Below are 25,954 nucleotides of genomic sequence, written 5' to 3' on the forward strand. Positions count from 1 at the left end.
AATTTTTTATGAACCCTAAAGTAATCTCTAACTTTAGGGTTCTCTTCAATTTTTTAAATTCGATTCAAATGATACCAATGAGCAAGTAAAACACCACTGTTTACTGCTACATTAAGCCCACTTTGTAGAGGATTAACCACTGAAAGTTGAACTGTAGTATCTTCTGGATAGTCGATTTCATTAGAAATAATTTCACTAAGAACAAAAACAACTTTATTCGCTATTTTTGTTTTAAAAAAGAAAGGTGTTTTTTTATTATGTGTTAAATGAATAATCTGATACCCTGCTTTTCTTAATTGGGTAAGTGCTATTTGCTTATGTTTAGTTTCTAATACACGAACAAATTCCAATCCACCTTCTGCTACACGTGCCGAATTGCTAGAATTTATAATATTACTATTTTCCGTAATGATTCCTTTTACACCATAGAAAGCGCAGGTTCTGATGATTCCACCAATATTTTGAGCGTTATTTACATCATCTAATAATATCAGGCAATCCTGTTGCTTTAAGACACTAAGATAACCCTCCAGAGAAAATGTTTTGGCTTTTTTGACAAGTAAACAAATACCGCCGTGATGCTCAGTACCAGTAACCTTCATTAATTCTTCATTATCAACAATATGGTACGCTTTTTTATTTTCAGCAAGGTAACTTAATAAATCGCCTTGTTTTTTCGCCATTGCAATGGTTGCCCATAAACGAACGATAGAGTCAGGGCGTTGGTTAAAAACAGCATTGCAACTATTTTCACCATACACTTTCATTTCCTCATTGCGATTTTTACGAATCTTTTCAGGCGCTCGAGGAGATAATGCTCCCGTTTGTTTTTCACTGCCTTTTACTCGAATCGTCACTTTTCCCTCTAATGTGCCAGCTTTTTTAGCTACACGAGAATAGTTATGTTTAGGTTGTTGATCAGTCTTTGATTTAAATGCTTTGTGTTCACGAGTTTTGAACTTTGGTTTATGGTTCATATAATGTTCTCTAATAGGGAATAATTAATTTCTATTATAGCAAGTGAGAACTTACTTTTTATAGAAGTTTTGTAAAAAATAGTGAAAATGTGACCGCTTATCATAGAAAAGACAGTGATTGCGAGTTATACTGACAACGGATTGTAATAATTATTTTAATTTGAGGATATAAAATTGAAAAAATTCATCAAAATGCTTTTCTCCACCACCATTGCATTAGGTGTAACATTATCTGCACAAGCAACAGATAAACTTTATGTGTACAACTGGACAGAGTACGTTCCTTCTTCATTGTTAGCACAATTTACCGAAGAAACGGGTATTGAAGTTATTTATTCTACTTTTGAAAGTAATGAAGAAATGTATTCAAAACTAAAACTCACTCAAGGAACGAGTGGCTATGATATCATTTTTCCTTCAAGCTATTATGTGAGCAAAATGGCAAAAGAAGGTATGCTAGAAAAATTAGATAAAACTAAATTAACTAATTTTAAATATGTGAGCAAAGAATTAATGGGACAAAGCTTTGACCCTAAAAATGATTATTCACTACCTTATATTTTTGGTTTAACAGGTATTGGCGTCAATAAAGCAGAAATTGATCCAGCCAAAGTAACAAGTTGGGCAGATTTATGGAAGCCTGAATATAAAGGGTTACTACAACTCACGAATGACTCCCGAGAAGTGTTTCATATGGCGCTCTTATTAGATGGAAAATCACCAAACACAACCAATCCAGAAGAGATTAAAACTGCTTATGAGCGTTTAACAAGTTTAATTCCAAATGTCTTAACCTTTAATTCTGATGCACCTGAAATGCCATTTTTACAAGGCGAAGTATCAATCGGAATGATTTGGAATGGCTCTGCATATTTAGGAAAAAAAGAAGATCCAAACTTAACTTTTGTTTATCCAAAAGAGGGTGTGATTGTATGGATGGATAACTACGCCATTCCAAAAACTGCTAAAAATAAAGCCGCTGCCTATAAATTTATTGACTTCTTACTACGCCCAGAAAGTGCAAAAGTGATAATTGAAAAATTAGGTTTCTCAATGCCAAACGAAGGTGTAAGAGAGTTACTAACCCCAGAACAATTAGCGGATAAAGTATTATTCCCACCAAAAGCAGAACTTGAAAAAGGTATTTCTCAAGCAGATGTAGGTGATGCGATTGAAGTGTATGAAAAATACTGGAATAAATTAAGAACCAGTAACTAGTCAATTATTATTTAGTTTTGTATAAAAGCAACAAGCGGTTAGATTTTAATAAAAATTTACAATTTGTTGCTTTTTTAATGGAGATAATAGATGCCAGAATTACCTGAAGTTGAAACCAGTGTGCGTGGAGTATCTCCTTATCTCGTGGGAAAAACCATAAAAGAGATTATTATTCGCCAAAAGCAACTGCGTTGGCTAGTCAGTGATGAATTAACCGAAATGCAAAACGCCCAAATTACCGCAATTTCACGCCGAGCCAAATATCTGATTATTCATACCACAAAGGGTGAGATTATTATTCATCTTGGAATGTCAGGTTCATTAAGTATTTTAGAAAAAGAAACAAAAGAAGTGGGTAAGCACGATCATGTTGATCTGATCACGCAAGATGGTCTTGTTTTACGCTATAACGACCCACGCCGATTTGGTGCGTGGCTATGGGCTGAGCGAGCGGATCAATTATCAATTTTGCAAAAACTTGGATTAGAACCCCTTTCAGTAGAATTTAATGGCGATTACTTATATAAGAAGAGTATAAATAGAAAAGTGGCGGTTAAAAAGTTCATAATGGATAATGCGGTTGTGGTTGGCGTGGGAAATATTTATGCGTGCGAAAGTTTATTTCTCGCAAAAATTCTGCCTGAGCGATTAGCTTGCACCTTAACAAAGTCACAAGCTGATACATTAGTGACAATAATTAAGCAAGTATTAGCCAATGCGATTGAGCAAGGTGGTACAACATTAAAAGATTTTGTGCAACCAGATGGCAAACCAGGTTATTTTGCCCAAGTTCTACAGGTTTATGGGCGTAAAGGAGAAGAATGTAATCAGTGCCACAATCTAATTAAAACAAAAATAATAGGGCAACGAAATACATTTTATTGTGATTATTGTCAAAAATAAGCGGTCACATTTTGTCAAAAATTTACAAAAAACATTCGAATTGAATTAAAAATGGTCGATTAAAAGAAATTTTAAAAAATTTTGCAAAAAGTACTTGCGTCGCCTTTAAAAATCTCTATAATACGCCACACACAACGACGCACTGTTGTGAAACGAAGTTTTAACTGGTGCGTCGTTGTTTTTTGCTCTTTAACAATTTATCAGACAATCTGTGTGGGCACTTGTTGATTGACTTATTTGAAAAAAATATTTGAAATAAAGAAGTCTTAATAAGTGTCACTGAAAATTTATTTAATAAAAATTCTATGTCAGTTTATTGAGCGATTAAACTTTTAATTGAAGAGTTTGATCATGGCTCAGATTGAACGCTGGCGGCAGGCTTAACACATGCAAGTCGAACGGTAACAGGAGAAAAGCTTGCTTTTCTTGCTGACGAGTGGCGGACGGGTGAGTAATGCTTGGGAATCTGCCTTATGGAGGGGGATAACTACGGGAAACTGTAGCTAATACCGCGTAATATCGAAAGATTAAAGTATGGGATCTTCGGACCATATGCCATAAGATGAGCCCAAGTGAGATTAGGTAGTTGGTGAGGTAAAGGCTCACCAAGCTGACGATCTCTAGCTGGTTTGAGAGGATGACCAGCCACACTGGAACTGAGACACGGTCCAGACTCCTACGGGAGGCAGCAGTGGGGAATATTGCACAATGGGCGCAAGCCTGATGCAGCCATGCCGCGTGAATGAAGAAGGCTTTCGGGTTGTAAAGTTCTTTCAGCGATGAGGAAGGTGCTATATCTAATAGGTGTAGCAATTGACGTTAGTCGCAGAAGAAGCACCGGCTAACTCCGTGCCAGCAGCCGCGGTAATACGGAGGGTGCGAGCGTTAATCGGAATAACTGGGCGTAAAGGGCACGCAGGCGGTTGTCTAAGTCAGATGTGAAAGCCCCGAGCTTAACTTGGGAATTGCATTTGAGACTGGGCGACTAGAGTCCTCTAGGGAGGGGTAGAATTCCACGTGTAGCGGTGAAATGCGTAGAGATGTGGAGGAATACCGAAGGCGAAGGCAGCCCCTTGGAGAGAGACTGACGCTGAGGTGCGAAAGCGTGGGTAGCAAACAGGATTAGATACCCTGGTAGTCCACGCTGTAAACGATGTCAATTTGGGGGTTGGTCTTTAAGACTGGCGCCCGTAGCTAACGCGATAAATTGACCGCCTGGGGAGTACGGCCGCAAGGTTAAAACTCAAATGAATTGACGGGGGCCCGCACAAGCGGTGGAGCATGTGGTTTAATTCGATGCAACGCGAAGAACCTTACCTACTCTTGACATCCATAGAAGAGCTCAGAGATGAACTTGTGCCTTCGGGAGCTATGAGACAGGTGCTGCATGGCTGTCGTCAGCTCGTGTTGTGAAATGTTGGGTTAAGTCCCGCAACGAGCGCAACCCCTATCCTTTGTTGCTAGCAGGTAATGCTGAGAACTCAAAGGAGACTGCCAGTGATAAACTGGAGGAAGGTGGGGATGACGTCAAGTCATCATGGCCCTTACGAGTAGGGCTACACACGTGCTACAATGGCGTATACAGAGGGCGGCGAGCCAGCGATGGTGAGCGAATCTCAGAAAGTACGTCTAAGTCCGGATTGGAGTCTGCAACTCGACTCCATGAAGTCGGAATCGCTAGTAATCGCGAATCAGAATGTCGCGGTGAATACGTTCCCGGGCCTTGTACACACCGCCCGTCACACCATGGGAGTGGGTTGTACCAGAAGTAGATAGCTTAACCTTCGGGGGGGCGTTTACCACGGTATGATTCATGACTGGGGTGAAGTCGTAACAAGGTAACCGTAGGGGAACCTGCGGTTGGATCACCTCCTTACCAGAATAAGCGACAGCGAGTGTTCACACAGATTGTTTGATAGAAATAGTTAAGAGACAAATAAAGAGATAAGAATATCTCTAAATGTTGTCCCCATCGTCTAGAGGCCTAGGACATCGCCCTTTCACGGCGGTAACGGGGGTTCGAATCCCCCTGGGGACGCCATTTAAAGGTATTTATTATCTTATTGTTCTTTAAAAAATTGGAAACAAGCTGAAAACTGAAGACTTTCAAGTTTGGTATTTGGTTTATTGATTTAAGTTGATAAATTGAATATTAAATCTTTACGAAGTCTGAGTAAGAAACGAAAAAAGTATGTTGAAGAAAGGCAACATACGACTTGAGTTGTTTAATGGCAGCTTTGGGTGTGAAAGCACTTGAGGTTGTATGGTTAAGTGACTAAGCGTACACGGTGGATGCCTTGGCAATCAGAGGCGAAGAAGGACGTGCTAATCTGCGAAAAGCTTGGGAGAGTTGATAAGAAACGCTATCATCCCAAGATATCCGAATGGGGAAACCCAATAGGTGAAGAACCTATTATCAAATGGTGAATACATAGCCATTTGAAGCGAACCGGGAGAACTGAAACATCTAAGTACCCCGAGGAAAAGAAATCAACCGAGATTCTGTGAGTAGCGGCGAGCGAAAGTGGAAGAGCCAGTTAGTTTTAGCAGTAGTATTAAGAGAATGAGTTGGGAAACTCAATCATAGAGGGTGATAATCCCGTATCTGAAAATGCAATTGTGGAACTAAGCTAACGATAAGTAGGGCGGGACACGTGATATCCTGTTTGAAGATGGGGGGACCATCCTCCAAGGCTAAATACTCCTGATTGACCGATAGTGAACGAGTACTGTGAAGGAAAGGTAAAAAGAACCCCTGCGAGGGGAGTGAAATAGAACCTGAAACCGTGTACGTACAAGCAGTAGGAGCCCCATCACTCAAACATATTGAGTGGTGAGGATGATTCAGCACACAAAAGTAGTTAACCACTTATGAATGAAATGAATAAGTGGGTCAACCGCTAAATAAACAGTGTGATTGAGTGATGGGGTGACTGCGTACCTTTTGTATAATGGGTCAGCGACTTATATTTTGTAGCAAGGTTAACCGAATAGGGGAGCCGTAGGGAAACCGAGTCTTAACTGGGCGTTTAGTTGCAAGGTATAGACCCGAAACCCGGTGATCTAGCCATGGGCAGGTTGAAGGTTGGGTAACACTAACTGGAGGACCGAACCGACTAATGTTGAAAAATTAGCGGATGACTTGTGGCTGGGGGTGAAAGGCCAATCAAACCGGGAGATAGCTGGTTCTCCCCGAAATCTATTTAGGTAGAGCCTTGAGCGGACACCTTTGGGGGTAGAGCACTGTTTCGGCTAGGGGGCCATCCCGGCTTACCAACCCGATGCAAACTCCGAATACCAAAGAGTGATACTCAGGAGACACACGGCGGGTGCTAACGTTCGTCGTGAAGAGGGAAACAACCCAGACCGCCAGCTAAGGTCCCAAAGTCTATATTAAGTGGGAAACGAAGTGGGAAGGCTTAGACAGCTAGGATGTTGGCTTAGAAGCAGCCACCATTTAAAGAAAGCGTAATAGCTCACTAGTCGAGTCGGCCTGCGCGGAAGATGTAACGGGGCTCAAATATAGCACCGAAGCTGCGGCATCAGATGTAAATCTGTTGGGTAGGGGAGCGTTCTGTAAGCGGATGAAGGTGAATCGAGAGGTTTGCTGGACGTATCAGAAGTGCGAATGCTGACATAAGTAACGATAAAACGAGTGAAAAACTCGTTCGCCGGAAGATCAAGGTTTCCTGTCCAACGTTAATCGGGGCAGGGTGAGTCGACCCCTAAGGCGAGGCTGAAAAGCGTAGTCGATGGGAAACAGGTTAATATTCCTGTACTTGTAATAACTGCGATGTGGGGACGGAGAAGGTTAGGTTATCAGGGTGTTGGATTACCCTGTTTAAGCCGTTAGGTGGGAATTTTAGGCAAATCCGGAATTCCATTAACACCGAGAAGTGATGACGAGACTCTAAGGAGTTGAAGTAACTGATACCACGCTTCCAGGAAAAGCCACTAAGCATAGGTTATTATAAATCGTACTGTAAACCGACACAGGTGATCAGGTAGAGAATACTCAGGCGCTTGAGAGAACTCGGGTGAAGGAACTAGGCAAAATAGCACCGTAACTTCGGGAGAAGGTGCGCCGGCGTAGATTGTAGTACTTAGCGTACGAAGGTTGAACCGGTCGAAGATACCAGCTGGCTGCAACTGTTTATTAAAAACACAGCACTCTGCAAACACGAAAGTGGACGTATAGGGTGTGATGCCTGCCCGGTGCTGGAAGGTTAATTGATGATGTAATCGAAAGAGAAGCTTCTGATCGAAGCCCCAGTAAACGGCGGCCGTAACTATAACGGTCCTAAGGTAGCGAAATTCCTTGTCGGGTAAGTTCCGACCTGCACGAATGGCATAATGATGGCCAGGCTGTCTCCACCCGAGACTCAGTGAAATTGAAATCGCCGTGAAGATGCGGTGTACCCGCGGCTAGACGGAAAGACCCCGTGAACCTTTACTATAGCTTGACACTGAACCTTGAATTTTAATGTGTAGGATAGGTGGGAGACTTTGAAGTAGCAACGCCAGTTGTTATGGAGTCAACCTTGAAATACCACCCTTTAACGTTTGATGTTCTAACGAAGCACCCGAAACGGGTGTTCGGACAGTGTCTGGTGGGTAGTTTGACTGGGGCGGTCTCCTCCCAAAGAGTAACGGAGGAGTACGAAGGTTTGCTAATCACGGTCGGACATCGTGAGGTTAGTACAATGGTATAAGCAAGCTTGACTGCGAGACGGACATGTCGAGCAGGTACGAAAGTAGGTCATAGTGATCCGGTGGTTCTGAATGGAAGGGCCATCGCTCAACGGATAAAAGGTACTCCGGGGATAACAGGCTGATACCGCCCAAGAGTTCATATCGACGGCGGTGTTTGGCACCTCGATGTCGGCTCATCACATCCTGGGGCTGAAGTAGGTCCCAAGGGTATGGCTGTTCGCCATTTAAAGTGGTACGCGAGCTGGGTTTAGAACGTCGTGAGACAGTTCGGTCCCTATCTGCCGTGGGCGTTGGAGAATTGATTGGAGCTGCTCCTAGTACGAGAGGACCGGAGTGGACACATCACTGGTGTTCCAGTTGTCTCGCCAGAGGCATTGCTGGGTAGCTACATGTGGAATAGATAAGCGCTGAAAGCATCTAAGCACGAAACTAGCCAAGAGATGAGTTCTCCCAACTTTAGAAGTTGTAAGGGTTGTTTGAGACTAAGACGTAGATAGGCAGGGTGTGTAAGCGTTGTGAGACGTTGAGCTAACCTGTACTAATTGCCCGAGAGACTTAACCATACAACACTCAAGTGTTTTTGTTTCAGAAGACAGAGGACGGAAGACAGAAGACTGTAAGGTTGGAGTTTGAAGTTTAAGAAAGTTAAAGTAGAAGCTTGTTTTTAATTTAAAGAATGAAGAAAAGATTAGATATAAATATCGACAGATTTTCCTGATGGCCATAGTGCAACGGAACCACCTGATTCCATACCGAACTCAGAAGTGAAAAGTTGTAACGCCGATGGTAGTGTAGGGTCTCCCTATGTGAGAGTAGGACACCATCAGGGTTTTATTACATTAGTTTATTCCATAACGAGTAAACTAACTTAATAAAAATTATTCTAACAGTAATAGTGCAGTAGCCCCACCTGAATCCATATCGAACTCAGAAGTGAAATGCTGTAACGCCGATGGTAGTGTAGGGTTTCCCTATGTGAGAGTAGGACACTGTTAGTTATACCAAATTGCGGAGTGGTAGTTCAGCTGGTTAGAATACCTGCCTGTCACGCAGGGGGTCGCGGGTTCGAATCCCGTCCATTCCGCCAACTCTTTTAGGGGCGTAGTTCAATTGGTAGAGCGTCGGTCTCCAAAACCGAATGCTGGGAGTTCGAGTCTCTCCGCCCCTGCCATTTATTTTTAAAATAGGTATGATAGATAGTCACTTGAGATCTTATATGATGGGATTTTAAGTGATTTTTTTGTATGTGAATCCCATATTATACTATTCCAAATCATACCCCAAAATAATATATTCTAATCTATAAAATTTACAAATTTAGTACTGTAAACAGCAATAGTGAAAAAAATGAAGAGAAAAAATTATTTTGCATTGCTGAATCGTTTTTTTTTGTACAATTCTGTTGGTTTTATACCAAGTCATAAATTTGTTTATTTTTTTCAGTAAGGAGAATTTATTATGTCTAAACATAAGAGAAGTCATAAGGGTAATAATCCAAATTGGCCTAGTAAAACAGGTAATCCATCAGGAGGTGGTAGAGGTAATAATTCCTCTAAAAAATAATGTTATTTTATCCCTATACATTCAGTGAATTATAGTGGCTATAAAAAATTTATTGATGATCCTGATGTAAGAACGCTTTTAGCGAAAGGTATAACTCGCTAAATAAGACCTTTACGATGGTGAGGAGGGATTTTAGATAATCCCTCCTTTTTTTATTATTACTCGTTCAAGAAATAGTTTTTTAGTTGATTAAGCTTGTTTGCCATTTCATTGGGTAGTCGTGTTGTATGAAAGGCATCACCTCAAATAGTATATTTAATCTATAAAATAATTTTTTCCTTCAAAAGTACATTCATTACTTAATATATTATTTTTAAGTAGTTTTTGTATTATAATCTTCTATAATTTGTAAATTTTTAACAGGATCTTACCGCTTGTGAAGAAGCTTGATTCCATTATTGAGTTATTTTTAGATAGTTTATGGCAAGAGCACGGATTGTCAGAGAATACTATTGCTTCTTATCGACAAGATTTAGATCTTTTTAGTCAGTGGTTATCTACTAAACATGACTTTTTGACTTTAGATCATTTTGATTTACAGGCTTTTTTAGGACAACGTTTGGAGCAGGGGTATAAAGCCTCTAGTTCTGCAAGAATGTTAAGCTGTTTACGTAAATTTTTTCGGTTTTTATATTTAGAAAATTATCGTAGTGACGATCCTACTGCAACCTTGATGTCTCCTAAAAAATCCCAACGGTTGCCTAAATCTTTGAGTGAAGAGCAGGTATTGGATTTGTTAAATACTCCTAATACCTTAGATCCGATTGAATTACGGGATAAAGCGATGTTGGAGTTGTTATATGCAACGGGATTACGTGTGACAGAATTAGTTTCGCTAACATTAGAGAATTTGAGTCTACGACAAGGTGTAGTGCGAGTGATTGGTAAGGGAGATAAGGAACGACTTGTTCCCATTGGTGAAGAAGCAAATTATTGGATTAATGAGTTTCTTCTGTATGGACGCCCTTTGTTACTGAAAAATGAGCAGTCTGATGTGCTGTTTCCCAGCCGTAGAGGAACACAAATGACTCGTCAAACTTTTTGGCACCGTATTAAACACTATGCTTTGCTTGCTGATATTGAGAGTGATAAATTATCACCTCATATTCTACGACACGCTTTTGCGACACATTTAGTGAATTATGGTGCAGATTTAAGGGTGGTACAGATGTTATTAGGGCATAGTGACCTCTCAACTACGCAAATTTATACCCAAGTGGCAAAATCTCGGTTACAATCACTTCATCAAAAATATCATCCAAGAGGATAAGCAATGAATTCGTCATTTTCAAAATTTAGTTGGGCATTAGGTGGCTTATGTTTACCTTGTGCTTTATGGCCGTTAGCATTATTACTTACACCTGCATTATCTAATCATATTCAATTTAGTTCTTTACAACTTAATCTCTTATCTATTTCCCTTTGGGTTTATCCGTTTATTCTTTTTACTATCGCTTATCTTTTATTTAAATTGCATAAAACCAATGTTAAGTTAGCAAAGCAATTACTTTTGGTGGCGTTTATCGGTGCTTATGGGTATTGGGGTTATATTTTTAGCTTAATTTAAGAGAGTGTCATATAGATGTCGTCCCTGTGTCGTTCTTTCTTCTGAACTTTGTTGTTAATATGAAAATCCACTTAATGAATGGAGAAGAATAATGATTATACAGAAATTAAGATTAGAACGAGGTTGGTCTCAACAACAGCTTGCTGAAATGAGCGGTTTAAGTACTCGAACAATTCAGCGTATTGAAAATGGTAAGACAGCCAGTAACGAATCAGTAAAATCATTAGCCTCTGTTTTTGAAGTGGATTTTTCAACTTTAAAAGGAGCACTAACAATGAATACTGAAACACTGTCGTCTTCAAACAATAGCAATGAGTTAATACTTACTCGTGATGAACAGTTAGCTTATCAAAAAGTACGTAATATTAAGCGTTTTTATATCAAACTATTTGTGTTTGTTATTGTGATGAGTATCTTATTGATAATTAATTTAACCGCTACACCTAATAGTTGGTGGGTACATTGGGTATTTCTAGGTTGGGGGTTAGGATTAGTTATTCGAGGGTTAAAAACGTTTGACTGGTTACCTCCTTTAGGTGTGGAGTGGGAAAAACGTCAATTAGAGAAGTATTTAAATAAAAAGTAAGATTTAAGAGATTGTTAACTTTCATACCCCCTTCATTTAATGAAGAGGGTATTTTTATATTGTAAATTGTATTATCGATTTTGTCCTTTATGCCTAATTATGTCAATACTAAAGCAAAGTAAACTTAACCCATAAATTAACCAGTATCCCCAAGAAGTGAACGGTGTTGTGCCTTTGGTTGAATGAAGTGAAGTGGAAAGCGTTGCTTCTTCGAATTGTGGTGCTTGTTTGATGATATTTCCTAAATGATCGACAAACACGGTAATACCTGTATTCGTAGCTCTAGCTAATGGTTTTCCCAGTTCTAATGCTCGCATTCTTGCAATTTGTAAATGTTGCCAAGGGCCAATTGAATTGCCAAACCACGCATCATTAGAAATGGTAAGTAAGTAATCTGCATTATGTATTCTTTGGTTTTGCTGTATTTGATGACCAAAAATGACCTCATAGCAAATTGCCATATTAAAGGTTGTGTTTTTTGTTTTTAATGGCTTTTGGATAAAATCGCCTTGAGAAAGGTTAATAGGCAGTATAAAAATATCTCGTAACCAGTTAAGTAGATTTCCAAAAGGAACATACTCTCCAAAAGGAACAAGATGATGTTTATTATAACGTTCGATCTTGCTGTGTGAGTAAGGCTGTTGAGCATTCAGTACAATGGCACTGTTATACAGATTGGTATCGGTATTATTTAGTGTGCCGATAATAAATGTATTGTTGCGTTGTGTTGTGGTTTGTTGTAATTGTTGAAGCAGTGGCTTTATTTGTGTTTCCATTGCTGGAAAGGCAGATTCAGGCAGAATAATGATATCTGTTTTATCTAACAGGGGAGTAATTAATCGTTGATAAGTTTGGATATGTTGATTGAAATAATAAGGATTCCATTTTATTTTTTGCTCAATATTAGGCTGGACTAAACTGATTTTCGTTGTTTTATTGTTATCTGCTGTGACCCAATGTAAATATTGGCTACCAAAGCCTACTATCAGCATACTACAGAGTGGAAGCATAATGTGATAAAAAGAAGCGGTAAGATGATCGGAAGATTTTGCAAATTTGCAAAAAAGTTGTACTAAGTAACCGCTTATGACTATCACAAAAAAGGTTAAACCTTCAACACCAAAAATAGGTGCCAGTCCATAAAACGGGCTATCAATGTGCGTATAGCCAAACTGAAGCCAAGGGAAACCTGTAAAAATAACGCCTCTTAAATATTCAGTAAAAGTAAAAATACTGGCTAATACAAAAGGATTATTAAAACGAAAGTATTGAGAAATCCAACAAAAAAGTAGGTTATATAGAGCGAGATAAATGGCGAGTAAAACCACAGCAAGATAGCTGATAACAATTGGTACACCACCAAATTGCATCATACTAATAGACACCCAGTTCACACCACTACAAAAATAGCCGATAGACCAAAAGAATGTTGCCCAAAGTGCTATTTTTCTATTTTGATAAGTGACCGCCCAAATTAATCCAAAGGCAGAAAGATAAGCCAATCCCCAGTAGTCGAAAGGGGAATAACTGAAAACACCAATACAACCCGTTATAAAACTGAATAGATAAGCGGTCACTTTCGGGGTCTTTTTTGCAAAAAACATTATGCTTGCGCCTTATCCATTATCTCTAATTGTGAATCCGATATTGTGACCCGTACTTGCAATAAACGACGATTATTACCAGCAGTGACTTTAAACGCTATACCTTCTAATTCAATAGTTTCACCTTTCTGAGGTAAATGTCCAAAAGCTTGCATCACTAAGCCTCCAACAGTGTCGACCTCTTCATCTTCAAAGTTTGTACCAAAAAACGCATTAAAATCTTCAATATCTGTTAAGGCAGATACTGCATAACTATGTTTTGAAAGACGGCGAATAGGTTCAGCTTCTTCTTCATCAAATTCATCTTCAATGTCACCAACAATTTGCTCTAAAATATCTTCAATAGTGACTAATCCAGATACTGCACCAAATTCATCAACAACAATCGCCATATGAAAACGCTCAGAGCGAAATTCTTTTAGCATTCTATCAACACGTTTACTTTCGGGAATAATGACGGCAGGGCGTAAAATTTGTGTCATTTCGAAAGGTTGTGAATCGCTGCGTAAGTATTTTAATAGCTCTTTAGCAAGTAGGATCCCTTCAATATCGTCTTTGTCACCACGAATAACAGGAAAACGTGAGTGTGTGGTTTCAATAATAGTGTCAACACAGCTTTCAAGGGGTTGTTCTGCCTCAATAAATACCATTTGAGCACGTGGAATCATAATGTCACGTACACGTAATTCTGACATCTCAATGACACCTTCAATCATATCTTTAGTATCATTATCAATCAATTCATTCTCGGCAGAATCACGAATTACTTCGACTAAATCTTCACGATTTTGTGGTTCTCCCTGAAAAAAGCGGTTAAAAATTGATTGGAAAAAGTGTCCTTTTTCAGCATTATTTTGATTGTCATCCATCAGTTATACTCTCTTAATTAAAATATATAGGGAAATTAGCACAATTCTAACGTTTTGGTAATAAAAAATCATTAAAGTCTATTCCTATTTTATTAAAATTAGCTTAGCATAGTAGGGATTTTAGCTATTATATAGGAGTTTATTTAATGAAATTACGTCAAACTGCACTTGCAATCGCTGTATTAAGTACAAGTGCTATCAGTTTTGCAGGTGAACTTTCAGGTTCAAAAATGGTTTCTTTTGTTGCATTTGATGGTCAAAAAGTAACAAGTAAAACAGAGTTGGAAATTAATGATACAAATATACACCAAGTTGTTGTTGAAGTTGGTAGTATTATTAGAGCGGGTTCAGAAAGAGCGTTTTTTGGTTCTGATCCAATTATTTTGACTTTTAAAGGTGAACCAGAAGATATCCATATTAGTACACCAAGAATTGATACGCAATTTGAAGCTAATAAATTTAAAAAATCACCAAAGTTTTATATTAAAACAGCGTCTGGTAAGAACCTTTCTTATAAGTTTGATTATTTAAAAGGTGAAGGCTTTATGCCAAATATGCGTGTTATCGAAAATTTAACGGAATATAATGCAGGTAATGGTGTTGCGGCAGTATCTAATTTTTCATCCAAACAACTCCCTGTTGTCTTACAAAATGTAAAAACGAAGAAAGGGAAGATAACGGTAAGTGGTCAAAATGTAGCGGAACAACAATTACAATATTGGTTCCAGCAAGCAGATAAAGCGACTCAACAACGTTTCCTTAAATGGGCTAAGAAATACTAGTCTTCTTTGATTATAAGCGGTGACTTTATTGTGATTTTTTGCAAATTTTTACTATTAAGTCACCGCTTGTTTTATAGATAAATGATTATGAATAATGTCGATCAAAATGAAATTGCTAAATTTGAGAAAATGGCACAAAGTTGGTGGGATCCGAATGGAGATTTCAAACCTATTCATTTATTAAACCCTCTACGAGTGAGTTATATTGCTGAAAAATCTAACGGATTATTTGGTAAAAAAGTGTTAGATGTCGGTTGTGGTGGTGGCATTTTAAGTGAATCTATGGCAAAAATGGGTGCACAAGTCACAGGGCTTGATATGACCACTGAACCTTTAAATATTGCCAAACAGCACGCACTTCAAAATGGTTTAGAGATTGATTATCAGCAAATTACTATTGAGGAATTTGTTACTCAGCAGCAATCTCAAAATGCTGAAAAATTTGATGTAATTACCTGTATGGAAATGTTGGAGCACGTTCCAGATCCATTATCTATTATTCAAAGTTGTAAAGTGTTATTAAAACCTGATGGAGTACTTTTCTTTTCTACGATCAATCGTACTTTTAAGGCGTATATGTTGGTCATTATTGGGGCTGAATATGTATTGAAAATGCTTCCAAAAGGTACCCACGAGTTTGATAAATTTATAAAACCAGCCGAACTATTGAATTGGTGCGATCAAGCTGAATTAAATTGTAATGAAATTGTAGGCTACCATTTTAATCCTTTAACTGAAAAGTTTAGGCTGAATAATGATGTAAGCAGTAATTATATTGCTCAGTTAACATATAGATAAAATTGATAGTTTGAATTTTCTTATAGTAGAGGTATTGCTATGACACATTATGCAAAAGGTGTTTTGTACATCATTATGGCATATTTTAGCTACTCAATAATGAGTGTATTTGTAAAATTAGCATCATCAACTTTAGTAGCAAGTGAAATTTTATTTGCTCGTTTTATTGTAGGGACTGTGTTGATAGCTCCTTTTATATTCAAGAAAAAAAATCAAACATTAAAAATTAATAATATACCTTTTTTTGTGATAAGGAATGTTGCAGGTATCGGTAGTATGTTATTAATGTTTTATGCTATTCGAGAAATTCCCGTTTCTCTCTCTATTTTATTAATGAATACTGCCGCTCTTTTTGTTCCTCTTATTGTTTTATTGTTATTTAAAACTAAAACAAAAGTGAGTTCTTTGATTTGTGTTATAGTTGGTTTTATTGGTGTTGCTGTTATTGTACAAGTAAACACAAATCAAGATGTATCCTTCTTTTATCTTTTATTAGGAATTGGTAGTGCAATCTTAGCCGCAATAGTTTATTGTAGTTTACAAGAATTAAATAAAAGTAATAGTCCACAAAATATTGTGTTTTATTTTCATTTAACAGGTTCAATTGTTCTTCCATTATTCTTTTTTAATTATTGGACTGCTCCATCACTTTATGAATTATTATTACTGTTTTTAGTTGGATTATTTGGGATTATCTATCAAATATTTTTAACTCAGTCATTTAAGTTTGCAACAGCAACAGAAGTAACACCTTTTACATTTACAGGGGTGATTTTTTCCAGTTTATGTGACTGGTTTATCTGGAATGACTTTCCATCACTTAATTTTTGGATTGGTGCTGTTATCATCATTGGTTCAATTAGTTATTTAGCAAAACTAGATTCAAAATAAATTTTTAGGATAATAAAACTATGCGTTTAGATAAATTTATAGCAGAACAAACAGGATTAACACGCACTCAAGCAACTAAAGCATTAAAAAGCAGTTTGGTCACAGTTAATGACAAAATTATTAAAAGTGGGGCAACTAAAATAACTTCTCAAGATGTAGTTATTTTTGATGAACAGTCGCTTGAATGGCTTGAACAAGGGCAATATTTTATGTTGTATAAGCCACAAGGCTATGTTTGCTCTAATGATGACAGTGAGTATCCAACAGTTTTTGATTTTTTTGATTATCCTTTAAAAGGCAAACTACACTGTGCAGGACGTTTAGATGCGGATACCACAGGATTAGTGCTTTTAACTGATGATGGACAATGGTCGCACCGTATTACCTCACCAAAGCATCAATGTGAAAAAACCTATTTAGTCACTTTAGCCGATCCTGTTGAACCTTTCTACGAGGAAAAATTGCAACAAGGTATTATGTTACGTGGCGAGAAAACGCCAACCCTTCCTGCAAAATTAGAAGTTTTAGATGATTATAATGTTACTTTGACGATTTCAGAGGGGCGTTATCATCAAGTAAAACGTATGTTTGCCGCTTTGGGCAATAAAGTGGAGTTTTTACATCGTTGTAAAATTGGCGGTGTGGCACTAGATAATGCACTTGAAGAAGGGGAATTTAGAGCATTAACAGAAGAAGAAATCACATTCTTCTAAATACTGTTAATGTCTAGGATATTATTGATGGTATTATTTTGTAGATTTATCTATACTCTGCGATTCTTTTAAAGAGTAAAGTACTGAAAAAATAACTAATATAATACCAATGCTGGCATAGAGGTCTGGTCGCTCATTGAGTAAAATAATAGCAAAAAAGACACCAAAAATAGGTTCAAGAGCAAGAAATATGCCACCAAGATTAGCCGCTGTTTTTGATAATCCTATATTCCACAGCCAACTTGCTAATAGTGTACACCCAATACCTAAATACAAAACAGAGGCTATCCCCGAAATAGAAGGTGTTATTTGCCAGTCATCAACAAGGAGTAATGAACAAGGAATACACCACAGTGCAGCAAAAAATAAGGTTAAGGCGGTAAAGCTGCCTTTAGGTACTTTATCGATGAGGACTTTTGATTGTTGCAAAGTAATTGCAATTACAACTGTAGAAGAAAACACAATAAAGCAACCAATGAAATTATCATTACTTAAATCAGGAACTCCCATTACCAAAGCGATTCCCACTAAAGCAATAAGAGATAATAGTATTTGTTTTTTATTGGTGGGTTGATTGAAAAAATAGTGTCCTGCAAGAATAACAAGAAGAGGCTCAAAACCTATCATTGTTGCTGCATTTGACGCTGTCGTATATTCTAATCCAATAAATTGTAATAGAAAGATAGAATTAATTAAAAATGATACTCCAATGACTTTATATAGCAGTGGTTTAGTTAATTTTCTGATACTAGGGATCGCAATATGAGCAATAAAAGGCAGTGCAATAAACCATCTAAATAGCACTATAATCTCAGGAGAGGCTAATGCTTCAGCATATTTTCCCGCAATAAAAGATGTTCCCCATAAAAATGCGGCAGCAAGTAGGTAAAGCATATAATTTTCGACTCCCAATAAACAACAAATAATACGATCTTATACAAATCATTGCTATTTTGTGTTTTTTATACGGACAAAGCGATGTTAAACATAAGATACAATAAGATTATCAGTAAAAATGACTTTAAACAAGGAAAGAGCCAGCATTTTATCACTGCAGTTAGTAGATCAATCTAAAGACCGAGCACTTCTTTGACGAAAGGGACTGTCAATTTTCGCTGTGCTTGTAATGACGCTTGATCTAATATTTCTAAGGTATTAATCAGTGAACTTAAGCGACGATCTAAGCGCTTGAGTAGGAAGCTAGCCACTTCATTTGAGAGCTCGAGACCTTTTTGATAAGCACGTTGTTGTAAAATTTCACATTTTTGCTCATCGGTTAAATGTTCCAGTTGATAAACCTCACCCCAATTTAGGCGGGAACGTAAATCGGGTAATTTTATTGCTAATTGATTAGGTGGACAGTTTGCACTAATAACCAGTAATGTTTTACGAGTTTGTGTTGAGCTAGAATGTTGTTCACGAATGCGATTAAACAAATCAAACAATGTTTCTTCCCACTCTTCCTTACCTGCAATTAAGTGAATGTCATCTAAACAAATTACATCAAGTAAATCTGCATTTTCTAATACTACAGGAGAAAAGTAATGGGACTTTTCAAGGGGAATATAACTTGCATTACGTTGTTGTATTAGAACGTGGTTATTTATTGCTTTAAGTAAATGACTTTTGCCACAACTTTCACTTCCCCAAATATAGAAAAAGGGCTGCGTGACAGTGGTAAGATTTTGGCGCAAAGAATCTAATAGCACAAAATTATTTTGTGCATAAAAATTTTCTAAGGTCTCACCATCGACTTGATGGATTGGAAGTGGTAACTGTAAAATCATAGCCTACAGAATAACGGAAAAAACAATAAATTTCATTATATTTCTTGCAAATTGTAAAAGAGAGACTTAATATCTATCTTGCTTTCAAGGATTTGAAAGTATAGGGAAATTTGTAAATTTTTCCAATGATCTAACCGCTTTATTTTAGGAGAATAGTCAGATGAAAAAGTGGGTGATTGCTTTAATGTCAGGAGTTGTATTATTAGGTACAACAAATATAGTTTATGCTAAAGATGATGTTGTACATCTTTATACGTGGACAGAGTATGTACCAGATGGATTGTTAGATAATTTTACCAAAGAAACTGGTATTAAAGTTGAACTTTCAACCCTTGAGTCTAATGAAACGATGTATGCAAAGTTAAAGTTACAAGCTCAAGAAGGTGGTTATGATGTGATTGCACCAAGTAATTACTTCATCTCAAAAATGGCAAAGGAAGGGATGCTTGAAGAGTTAGATCATAGTAAGTTACCTGTTATTGAGGATCTTAATCCAGATTGGTTAAATAAACCTTATGATGAAGGTAATAAGTATTCACTACCTCAATTACTCGGCGCTCCAGGTATTGCCTTTAATACCGATACTTATCAAGGTAGTCAATTCACCTCGTGGGCAGATTTATGGAAGTCTGAATTTAAAAATAAAGTTCAGATGTTAGATGATGTTCGTGAAGTGTTTAATATTGCATTACTCAAGATTGGCGCAGATCCAAATACACAAGATCCAAAGGTAATTAAGCAGGCGTATGAAGAGTTGTTAAAATTACGCCCAAATATTTTATCTTTTAATTCAGATAACCCTGCAAACGCATTTATTTCAGGTGAAATTGAAGTAGGACAGTTATGGAATGGATCTGTACGTATTGCGAAAAAAGAGGAAGCATCTTTGGATATGGTTTATCCAAAAGAAGGTCCTGTTTTATGGGTCGATACTTTAGCCATTCCGAAAGGTGCAAAAAATGTTGAGGCGGCACACAAACTAATAAATTATTTATTAAGTGCCAAAGTAGCTAAAGAATTAACATTAGCCATTGGTTATCCAACCTCAAATATAAAAGCCTTAGCAATGCTACCAAAAGAAATAACAGAAGATCCTGCTATTTATCCACCTGCTGAGGTGCTAAACAACAGCTATTGGCAAGATGATATTGGTGATGCAATAGAGATTTATGAAAAGTATTACCAAGAGTTAAAGGCTGCTCAATAAGCTTAATTATTTTAAGTATTATTTTTATAACATAAACAGTTGACCTTTTAGAGACTCTAGAAGGTCAATTTTTTGGTCATTACTAGTGTTATTGTAAAAGACTGCTGGATTTAAAGATTAATTTTTAGTATTGTATTTCACAAGATTTTAATAGATAAAATTCACTATGAAAAAGGAGAAGAAATGAATACCCTAGAAAATCACAAAATCACAAAATCACAAAATCACAAAATCACAAAATCACAAAATCACAAAATCACAAAATCACAAAATCACAATCTTTGTTATTAACTTAGAAAAATCAACAGAAAGACGCCAAAGTATTCAACAGCAATTTGAACAATTACCACAAAAAATAGATTTTCAATTTTTTAAAGCCATTAATGGTAAAGAAAATCCTGATTTTTATTTATTTGCAAAACATAATGCAGCAAAACGTTTTAAGTATAAAGGTAGCAAGAGTACATTAGGACAGTTAGGTTGTTTTGCAAGCCATTATTTACTTTGGGAAGAATGTGTAAAATTAAATCAACCTATTATTATTTTAGAAGATGATGCCATTTTGCATAATGAGTTTTGTGATGTTTACACTTTCTTAGGTTCAGAAGAAAATCAATTTGAATTTTTATGGCTTACCCCTCCATCCCCTTGTAGACGTTCACAAAAAGGTAAATTTATTGCAAAAATAAAAAATACTTCAAATGAAATTCAATAATTTTATAAAGCTTGGAGTAATACAACAGGTTATTATATTACCCCAGGGCAAAATCATACTTGAATAAAAAATATACTTATTAGTAAAATAACTATTTATTTGAATTTGAAAATAAAATTTAAGCATAGAAAGACATTAATTAAACAGTTTTTGTTTGGCATTTAATCTTTTAAATAAGATAAATAATGAACATATTGTAAGTTTACAAGTATGATCTTGCCCTGTATATTACCCCTAAAATTGCGAAAAATTTATTGAATTATACCCAAGAATGGATTTTTGATGTTGATATTACGATGGATAGATATTGGGAAAACAAAATCAAATATTTAGCTGTTACACCTGCTTGCTTGGAACCTCATTTATTTTTAGGAAGTGATATTCCGATTGATAAAGGAAAAAAAGAGCGTACGGCAATTATTCGCTTAAGAAGAGAGTATTATTCGCTTGTAGATAAAGTGAATAAGTTTATTTTTGATCTGTTGAATAAATAAGCCTTTTGTTTCATTAAATATGTTATTCGCCAAGAAAGTATTTATGAATTAAGATTTTTATCTTAACAAAATTTTTATTATTTAGATGTATTGCTTAATTTTATTTGTTGTCAATTGGTAAATTTTTTCAATAATCTTACCGCTTATGTTGTAGTAAAAGCCAATATAAGAGAAAATAGCACTTTAAATTTTAACAAGACAAGATAAAACGGAAATAAAATGAGTTATCCACAACAACAAGTTGATAAAAGACGTACTTTTGCGATTATTTCGCACCCCGATGCAGGTAAAACCACCATTACAGAAAAAGTGTTACTTTACGGACAAGCCATTCAAACAGCAGGTTCAGTAAAAGGCAAGGGCTCTACTCAACACGCAAAATCAGACTGGATGGAAATGGAAAAACAACGTGGGATTTCCATTACCACCTCAGTAATGCAGTTTCCTTATAACGATTGCTTAGTCAATTTACTAGATACTCCGGGACACGAAGACTTCTCAGAAGATACTTATCGTACTTTAACGGCGGTAGACAGCTGTTTAATGGTCATCGACTCAGCAAAAGGTGTTGAGGAACGAACCATTAAACTTATGGAAGTTACTCGCTTGCGTGATACGCCAATCATCACTTTTATGAATAAATGTGACCGTGATATTCGTGATCCATTAGAATTATTAGACGAAGTTGAAGATGTTTTAAAAATCAACTGTGCACCGATCACTTGGCCTATCGGCTGTGGAAAACTTTTTAAAGGTGTTTATCATTTAACCAAAGATGAAACCTATCTGTATCAAACAGGGCAAGGGCATAAAATTCAAGAAGTTCGTATCATTAAAGGCTTAGATAACCCTGAATTAGATGAAGCAGTTGGTGATGATTTGGCGTCACAACTGCGTGATGAATTAGAATTAGTGCTAGGGGCAAGTAATGAATTTGACCTTGATGCATTCTTAAAAGGCGAATTAACGCCTGTTTACTTCGGAACGGCATTAGGTAACTTTGGTGTAAATCATTTCTTAGATGGCTTAACGCAGTGGGCACCTGCTCCACAATCTCGTGAAACAGATATCCGTAAAGTTGAGGCAAAAGAAGATAAATTCAGTGGTTTTGTGTTTAAAATCCAAGCAAATATGGATCCAAAACACCGAGATCGTGTCGCATTTATGCGTATCGTTTCAGGTAAATACGAAAAAGGAATGAAATTAAAGCATACACGTATCGGTAAAGATGTGGTCATTTCAGACGCCTTAACCTTTATGGCGGGAGATCGCTCACACGCTGATGAAGCCTATGCGGGGGATATTATCGGCTTGCACAATCACGGTACAATCCAAATCGGCGACACCTTTACACAAGGTGAACTGATGAAATTCACTGGCATTCCAAACTTCGCTCCTGAATTGTTCCGCCGTATCCGTTTAAAAGATCCATTAAAACAAAAACAACTGTTAAAAGGCTTAGTACAACTTTCCGAAGAAGGGGCGGTGCAAGTGTTCCGTCCACTTATCAACAACGATTTAATCGTAGGTGCAGTGGGTGTGTTACAGTTTGATGTGGTTGTGGCTCGCTTAAAAGCGGAATATAACGTAGAAGCGATTTATGAAAGTGTAAACGTCGCAACCGCTCGTTGGGTTGAATGCGATGACGTGAAAAAATTTGAAGAATTCAAACGCAAAAACGAACAGAATTTAGCCCTAGATGGCGGCGATAACCTAACTTATATCGCCCCAACAATGGTGAATCTGAACCTTGCTCACGAACGTTATCCTGATGTGAAGTTCTTCCAAACAAGAGAGCATTAGTCTTAATTTTCAAGCGGTGATATTTTTTAAAAAATTTACCGTAGGGTCGGATTAGCAAACTTGTTTGCGTATATCCGACCGTTCTCACCGAATAAATATAATCAAACTTTATTTTTTGTTGCGGTGGCATATACGGCTTCGCCTAATACCACCCTACAAATTTTTAATCAAAACAAATTAGTATTCTATCCCTTGCTTTTTAAGATATTCTTGAGTTTCTTTACGACCATTCCTTGCTGATTTTATGTACCATTCAATAGCTTGTTGAACATCTTTTGTAACGCCTAGACCTTCATAATACATAACCCCAAGGTTATTTTGGGCATCAGCTTCCCCTTGTTCAGCTGATTTTTTATACCATTTAATAGCCTGTTGATAATCTTGTGCGACACCTCGACCTTCTACATACATAACTCCAAGATTATATTGAGCCATAGCAAAGCCTTTTTCAGCTGCTTTGGTGTACCATTTTATGGCTTGTTGGTAATTTTGTGTAACACCTAGACCTGCCTCATACATCGCTCCAAGATTAGATTGAGCCGAAGTAAAGCCTTGTTCAGCCGCTTTTTTGTACCATTTAACAGCCTGTTTATAATCTTGTGCTACACCTACACCTTTATCATACATCGCCCCAACATTATGTTGAGCAGGAGCTAAACCTTGTTCAGCTGCTTTTTTGAACCATTTAAAAGCCTGTTGATAATTTTGTTGACTGTAATATTTTTCTGCAATATCAAAATCTTTATTAGGTGTATCGGCAAAACTAAAATTAGCAATGGATAAACTAAGAAGTGCAATAAGTGGTAGTAACTTTTTCATTGTGAAGACCTTCTGTTTTACATAAGGGAAAATATTATCGGATCTACTTGGATACGTCTAGCCGCTTTTAGCTAATTTTTGATGAGAGTGTGAAATGTTTTAAGGTGTCTATGTTTAACTACGGAAATTTACTTTTAGATAAAGAAAAGGCGGTTAAATCTCCGCCTTTTTGATACAAACTTTTCTTATCGATTCACTATTTTCTAGCTTGTTGATACACTTTCATTGCTTCAGGCAATAAACGTTGTAAATTGGCTTGACGATCTGAGTTTGTTGGGTGAGTTGAGAAAATAGATGTGCTAGAATCACCTGTTACTTTACTCATCTTAGTCCATACGTTTGGTGCAGCACTTGGATTATAACCAGATTGAGCCATTAACATTAAACCAACTTCATCGGCTTCGGTTTCGTGACTACGAGAAAAAGGTTTATCTAATGCCAGATCTTTTGTTACGGCAACCATATCAATGCCACCAACATCTGTTGAAATACCTTGTGTTGCAAGCGCTACTTTACCAATAGTTGCAGCGATACCTGTTACCATTCCTACTGTACGAGAAGATTTACTATGCTCTTTTAATGCGTGAGCCATTTCATGTCCCATCACTGTTGCAATTTCAGCATCAGAAAGCTTCAATTTATCCACAAGCCCTGTGTAAACCATCATCTTTCCACCAGGCATTGCCCAAGCATTAAGTTCTTTTGATTTAACAACAGTAATTTGCCAATTAAATGGTACGCCTGTTTGATTCGCTTTATTTGCGTAAGGTACCATTCGCTTAAAAATAGTATGAATACGTTTTGAGGTTCTTGATCTAGTATCAATCACCCCTTTTGATTTTGCATGTGAAACGACTTTAGTATAACTATTTGCAGCTTCATTATTAATTTGACTAGTAGATGTACAACCCGATAATGCAACAGCGGATACGACAACAATACCTAAATATTGTTTTAATTTCATAAAGTGACTCCTTAATTTATGTAAATACGCATTTATTCTACACCAATTTAGCAGAATAAATAGCCTTTAAGTATTTGACAAGCATATAAGCGGTCACTTGTTGTACATTTTTTGCAAATTTATTACTGGGAGGTTAAATCAAGCTTCTTGATAATCAAATTAAGTAGCACACCATAAAGTGGTAAGAAAAGCAGAATGCTGACTGTAATTTTTACGAAATAATCAACTAAACCAATATCAAACCAGTGTTGAGCCATATATGGATTATCACTTTGGTAGAATGCAACACTAAAGAAAACAAAAGTATCAATAAAACTACCGAGTAATGTAGATGAGGTTGGAGCAATCCACCACTTAGCTTTTTGACGCAGTTGATTAAATATAAGAATATCCATCAATTGTCCAATGGTATAACCTGCAAAGCTGGCGAGTGCAATACGAAATACAAAAAGATTGAAGGTACTTAATGATTCAAAACCTTGAAATTGAGTTTCGAAGAAAAGTACGGACATAATATAGCTCACTACTAAGGCAGGTAGCATTACAAAAAAGATAATACGACGTGCGGAAGCAATGCCAAAGACACGAACGGTTAAGTCCGTTGCTAAAAATATTAATGGAAATGAAAATGTTCCCCAAGTGGTAGGAACAGAAATATCCGTAAAGGGAATGTTTACCACAAAATGGATTTGCACTAGATAATTACTAATAGCAATCACAAAAATATGGAAAAATGACAGTAATACCAATGAACGGCGTTTTTGATGATCAGAAAGATCAATGTTTAAGTACATAAATATATCCTTTTTGTTTTAAAAATATTGGGGTTAGGGAACCCAAAGTTAACGGGAGGTTTATCCTACTCATTTTTTTTCCAATAGCAAGCAAATAATAACGAGATAGTGAAAAATATGTTTTGCTAAACAATTAGCGAACATTTGTAGCTGATTTGGCATACAGAAAGAGTGGTTATTAAGTATT

General features: G+C 36.8%; 20 protein-coding genes, 3 tRNA genes, 4 rRNA genes and 1 pseudogene. 20 read left to right on the plus strand and 8 right to left on the minus strand.

The genetic code is table 11. The annotated features are described in order from the left end of the window. Nucleotides 1-53: 53 nt before the first annotated feature. Complete coding sequence (locus tag A6B44_RS00650) at nucleotides 54-977, minus strand: TrmH family RNA methyltransferase (protein ID WP_090921171.1); 924 nt, start codon at nucleotides 975-977, stop codon at nucleotides 54-56. A 174-nt stretch (nucleotides 978-1,151) separates the two neighbouring features. Between A6B44_RS00650 and A6B44_RS00655 the strand changes: the two genes are divergently transcribed. From A6B44_RS00655 to A6B44_RS00710, 12 genes are all read left to right on the plus strand, one after another. After that, nucleotides 1,152-2,195 carry an extracellular solute-binding protein gene (locus A6B44_RS00655; RefSeq protein WP_246253118.1) on the plus strand — a complete coding sequence of 348 codons (1,044 nt, stop codon included), beginning with the start codon at nucleotides 1,152-1,154 and terminating at the stop codon, nucleotides 2,193-2,195. A gap of 90 nt (nucleotides 2,196-2,285) precedes the next feature. Beyond that, nucleotides 2,286-3,098, plus strand: coding sequence for a bifunctional DNA-formamidopyrimidine glycosylase/DNA-(apurinic or apyrimidinic site) lyase (mutM, locus tag A6B44_RS00660; RefSeq protein WP_090921175.1), 813 nt, complete (start codon nucleotides 2,286-2,288; stop codon nucleotides 3,096-3,098). Between the two features lie 333 nt (nucleotides 3,099-3,431). Next, nucleotides 3,432-4,974 (plus strand): 16S ribosomal RNA (locus A6B44_RS00665). Nucleotides 4,975-5,063: 89 nt separating this feature from the next. Next, nucleotides 5,064-5,139: transfer RNA gene (locus tag A6B44_RS00670), tRNA-Glu, on the plus strand. Nucleotides 5,140-5,363: 224 nt separating this feature from the next. Continuing rightward, nucleotides 5,364-8,374 (plus strand): 23S ribosomal RNA (locus A6B44_RS00675). Nucleotides 8,375-8,524: 150 nt separating this feature from the next. Beyond that, nucleotides 8,525-8,640, plus strand: a 5S ribosomal RNA gene (gene rrf / locus A6B44_RS00680). 53 nt (nucleotides 8,641-8,693) lie between these two features. After that, a 5S ribosomal RNA gene (rrf, locus tag A6B44_RS00685) occupies nucleotides 8,694-8,809 on the plus strand. Together the 16S, 23S and 5S rRNA genes with 3 tRNA genes alongside form the textbook arrangement of a ribosomal RNA operon. A 12-nt stretch (nucleotides 8,810-8,821) precedes the next feature. Beyond that, nucleotides 8,822-8,898: transfer RNA gene (locus tag A6B44_RS00690), tRNA-Asp, on the plus strand. 8 nt (nucleotides 8,899-8,906) lie between these two features. Next, a tRNA-Trp gene (locus tag A6B44_RS00695) sits at nucleotides 8,907-8,982 on the plus strand. A 768-nt stretch (nucleotides 8,983-9,750) separates the two neighbouring features. Beyond that, nucleotides 9,751-10,644 (plus strand): site-specific tyrosine recombinase XerD, encoded by an 894-nt coding sequence (gene xerD / locus A6B44_RS00700; protein ID WP_090922112.1) that lies wholly within the window; start codon nucleotides 9,751-9,753, stop codon nucleotides 10,642-10,644. Nucleotides 10,645-10,647: 3 nt separating this feature from the next. Next, on the plus strand, nucleotides 10,648-10,941 hold the full coding sequence (locus tag A6B44_RS00705) for a DUF5389 family protein (RefSeq protein WP_090922114.1): 294 nt from the start codon (nucleotides 10,648-10,650) through the stop codon (nucleotides 10,939-10,941). 91 nt (nucleotides 10,942-11,032) lie between these two features. After that, nucleotides 11,033-11,527 carry a helix-turn-helix domain-containing protein gene (locus A6B44_RS00710; RefSeq protein WP_090922116.1) on the plus strand — a complete coding sequence of 165 codons (495 nt, stop codon included), beginning with the start codon at nucleotides 11,033-11,035 and terminating at the stop codon, nucleotides 11,525-11,527. Nucleotides 11,528-11,598: 71 nt separating this feature from the next. On the opposite strand, the gene lnt is transcribed toward A6B44_RS00710, so the two are convergent. After that, the gene (gene lnt / locus A6B44_RS00715) at nucleotides 11,599-13,131 is read right to left on the minus strand and encodes an apolipoprotein N-acyltransferase (RefSeq protein ID WP_090922118.1); all 1,533 of its coding nucleotides are present in this window, start codon (nucleotides 13,129-13,131) and stop codon (nucleotides 11,599-11,601) included. Further along, complete coding sequence (gene corC / locus A6B44_RS00720; protein ID WP_090922120.1) at nucleotides 13,131-14,000, minus strand: CNNM family magnesium/cobalt transport protein CorC; 870 nt, start codon at nucleotides 13,998-14,000, stop codon at nucleotides 13,131-13,133. Before corC ends, lnt begins: the two co-directional genes overlap by 1 nt. 146 nt (nucleotides 14,001-14,146) lie before the next feature. Here corC and A6B44_RS00725 point away from each other — a divergent pair, with 146 nt between their 5' ends. From A6B44_RS00725 to rsuA, 4 genes are all read left to right on the plus strand, one after another. After that, a complete protein-coding gene (locus A6B44_RS00725) occupies nucleotides 14,147-14,782 on the plus strand; it encodes a curli polymerization inhibitor CsgI-related protein (protein WP_090922122.1) in 636 nt (211 codons plus the stop codon). Between the two features lie 87 nt (nucleotides 14,783-14,869). Then, complete coding sequence (gene ubiG / locus A6B44_RS00730; protein WP_090922124.1) at nucleotides 14,870-15,580, plus strand: bifunctional 2-polyprenyl-6-hydroxyphenol methylase/3-demethylubiquinol 3-O-methyltransferase UbiG; 711 nt, start codon at nucleotides 14,870-14,872, stop codon at nucleotides 15,578-15,580. 39 nt (nucleotides 15,581-15,619) lie between these two features. Next, complete coding sequence (locus A6B44_RS00735) at nucleotides 15,620-16,471, plus strand: DMT family transporter (protein ID WP_090922126.1); 852 nt, start codon at nucleotides 15,620-15,622, stop codon at nucleotides 16,469-16,471. Nucleotides 16,472-16,491: 20 nt separating this feature from the next. After that, nucleotides 16,492-17,184, plus strand: a complete 693-nt coding sequence (gene rsuA / locus A6B44_RS00740) for a 16S rRNA pseudouridine(516) synthase RsuA (RefSeq protein ID WP_090922128.1) — start codon at nucleotides 16,492-16,494, stop codon at nucleotides 17,182-17,184. A gap of 33 nt (nucleotides 17,185-17,217) precedes the next feature. Here the strand turns inward: rsuA and A6B44_RS00745 are convergent, their stop codons facing one another. Together A6B44_RS00745 and hda are read right to left on the minus strand one after the other, a co-directional pair. After that, nucleotides 17,218-18,078 (minus strand): DMT family transporter, encoded by an 861-nt coding sequence (locus A6B44_RS00745; RefSeq protein WP_090922130.1) that lies wholly within the window; start codon nucleotides 18,076-18,078, stop codon nucleotides 17,218-17,220. Nucleotides 18,079-18,254: 176 nt separating this feature from the next. Continuing rightward, nucleotides 18,255-18,971: a DnaA regulatory inactivator Hda gene (gene hda / locus A6B44_RS00750; protein WP_090922132.1), complete on the minus strand. Its 717-nt coding sequence runs from the start codon at nucleotides 18,969-18,971 to the stop codon at nucleotides 18,255-18,257. Nucleotides 18,972-19,203: 232 nt separating this feature from the next. Here hda and A6B44_RS00755 point away from each other — a divergent pair. The 4 genes and pseudogenes from A6B44_RS00755 to prfC form a co-directional block, all read left to right on the plus strand. Next, nucleotides 19,204-20,178, plus strand: a pseudogene (locus tag A6B44_RS00755) (extracellular solute-binding protein); the annotation flags it as partial. Nucleotides 20,179-20,464: 286 nt separating this feature from the next. Then, nucleotides 20,465-20,893, plus strand: a complete 429-nt coding sequence (locus tag A6B44_RS10955) for a glycosyltransferase family 25 protein (RefSeq protein ID WP_369678093.1) — start codon at nucleotides 20,465-20,467, stop codon at nucleotides 20,891-20,893. Nucleotides 20,894-21,147: 254 nt separating this feature from the next. Beyond that, on the plus strand, nucleotides 21,148-21,387 hold the full coding sequence (locus A6B44_RS00765; RefSeq protein WP_090922138.1) for a hypothetical protein: 240 nt from the start codon (nucleotides 21,148-21,150) through the stop codon (nucleotides 21,385-21,387). Nucleotides 21,388-21,606: 219 nt separating this feature from the next. Continuing rightward, nucleotides 21,607-23,190 (plus strand): peptide chain release factor 3, encoded by a 1,584-nt coding sequence (gene prfC / locus A6B44_RS00770; RefSeq protein WP_090922140.1) that lies wholly within the window; start codon nucleotides 21,607-21,609, stop codon nucleotides 23,188-23,190. A 177-nt stretch (nucleotides 23,191-23,367) separates the two neighbouring features. Here prfC and A6B44_RS00775 read toward each other — a convergent pair whose 3' ends face one another. The 3 genes from A6B44_RS00775 to A6B44_RS00785 all read right to left on the minus strand — a co-directional run bounded on the left by A6B44_RS00775 (nucleotide 23,368) and on the right by A6B44_RS00785 (nucleotide 25,767). Beyond that, entirely contained in the window at nucleotides 23,368-24,009 is a 642-nt protein-coding gene (locus A6B44_RS00775; protein ID WP_090922142.1) for a tetratricopeptide repeat protein, read from the minus strand. A 196-nt stretch (nucleotides 24,010-24,205) separates the two neighbouring features. Continuing rightward, nucleotides 24,206-24,973, minus strand: a complete 768-nt coding sequence (locus tag A6B44_RS00780) for a M48 family metallopeptidase (RefSeq protein ID WP_090922144.1) — start codon at nucleotides 24,971-24,973, stop codon at nucleotides 24,206-24,208. 122 nt (nucleotides 24,974-25,095) lie between these two features. Next, on the minus strand, nucleotides 25,096-25,767 hold the full coding sequence (locus A6B44_RS00785; protein ID WP_090922146.1) for a 7-cyano-7-deazaguanine/7-aminomethyl-7-deazaguanine transporter: 672 nt from the start codon (nucleotides 25,765-25,767) through the stop codon (nucleotides 25,096-25,098). Between the last annotated feature and the right edge of the window lie 187 nt (nucleotides 25,768-25,954).

Source organism: Pasteurella skyensis, from assembly GCF_013377295.1.
In the GTDB taxonomy this organism is placed as follows: Bacteria; Pseudomonadota; Gammaproteobacteria; order Enterobacterales; family Pasteurellaceae; genus Phocoenobacter; species Phocoenobacter skyensis.

Excerpts from the sequence above, each read along its gene's own strand:
- A6B44_RS00650 (WP_090921171.1), bottom strand. The coding sequence starts at position 977 with ATGAACCATAAACCAAAGTTCAAAACTCGTGAACACAAAGCATTTAAA.
- mutM (WP_090921175.1), top strand. The coding sequence starts at position 2,286 with ATGCCAGAATTACCTGAAGTTGAAACCAGTGTGCGTGGAGTATCTCCT.
- A6B44_RS00705 (WP_090922114.1), top strand. The coding sequence starts at position 10,648 with ATGAATTCGTCATTTTCAAAATTTAGTTGGGCATTAGGTGGCTTATGT.
- A6B44_RS00710 (WP_090922116.1), top strand. The coding sequence starts at position 11,033 with ATGATTATACAGAAATTAAGATTAGAACGAGGTTGGTCTCAACAACAG.
- lnt (WP_090922118.1), bottom strand. The coding sequence starts at position 13,131 with ATGTTTTTTGCAAAAAAGACCCCGAAAGTGACCGCTTATCTATTCAGT.
- corC (WP_090922120.1), bottom strand. The coding sequence starts at position 14,000 with ATGGATGACAATCAAAATAATGCTGAAAAAGGACACTTTTTCCAATCA.
- A6B44_RS00725 (WP_090922122.1), top strand. The coding sequence starts at position 14,147 with ATGAAATTACGTCAAACTGCACTTGCAATCGCTGTATTAAGTACAAGT.
- ubiG (WP_090922124.1), top strand. The coding sequence starts at position 14,870 with ATGAATAATGTCGATCAAAATGAAATTGCTAAATTTGAGAAAATGGCA.
- A6B44_RS00735 (WP_090922126.1), top strand. The coding sequence starts at position 15,620 with ATGACACATTATGCAAAAGGTGTTTTGTACATCATTATGGCATATTTT.
- rsuA (WP_090922128.1), top strand. The coding sequence starts at position 16,492 with ATGCGTTTAGATAAATTTATAGCAGAACAAACAGGATTAACACGCACT.
- A6B44_RS00745 (WP_090922130.1), bottom strand. The coding sequence starts at position 18,078 with ATGCTTTACCTACTTGCTGCCGCATTTTTATGGGGAACATCTTTTATT.
- hda (WP_090922132.1), bottom strand. The coding sequence starts at position 18,971 with ATGATTTTACAGTTACCACTTCCAATCCATCAAGTCGATGGTGAGACC.
- prfC (WP_090922140.1), top strand. The coding sequence starts at position 21,607 with ATGAGTTATCCACAACAACAAGTTGATAAAAGACGTACTTTTGCGATT.
- A6B44_RS00775 (WP_090922142.1), bottom strand. The coding sequence starts at position 24,009 with ATGAAAAAGTTACTACCACTTATTGCACTTCTTAGTTTATCCATTGCT.
- A6B44_RS00780 (WP_090922144.1), bottom strand. The coding sequence starts at position 24,973 with ATGAAATTAAAACAATATTTAGGTATTGTTGTCGTATCCGCTGTTGCA.
- A6B44_RS00785 (WP_090922146.1), bottom strand. The coding sequence starts at position 25,767 with ATGTACTTAAACATTGATCTTTCTGATCATCAAAAACGCCGTTCATTG.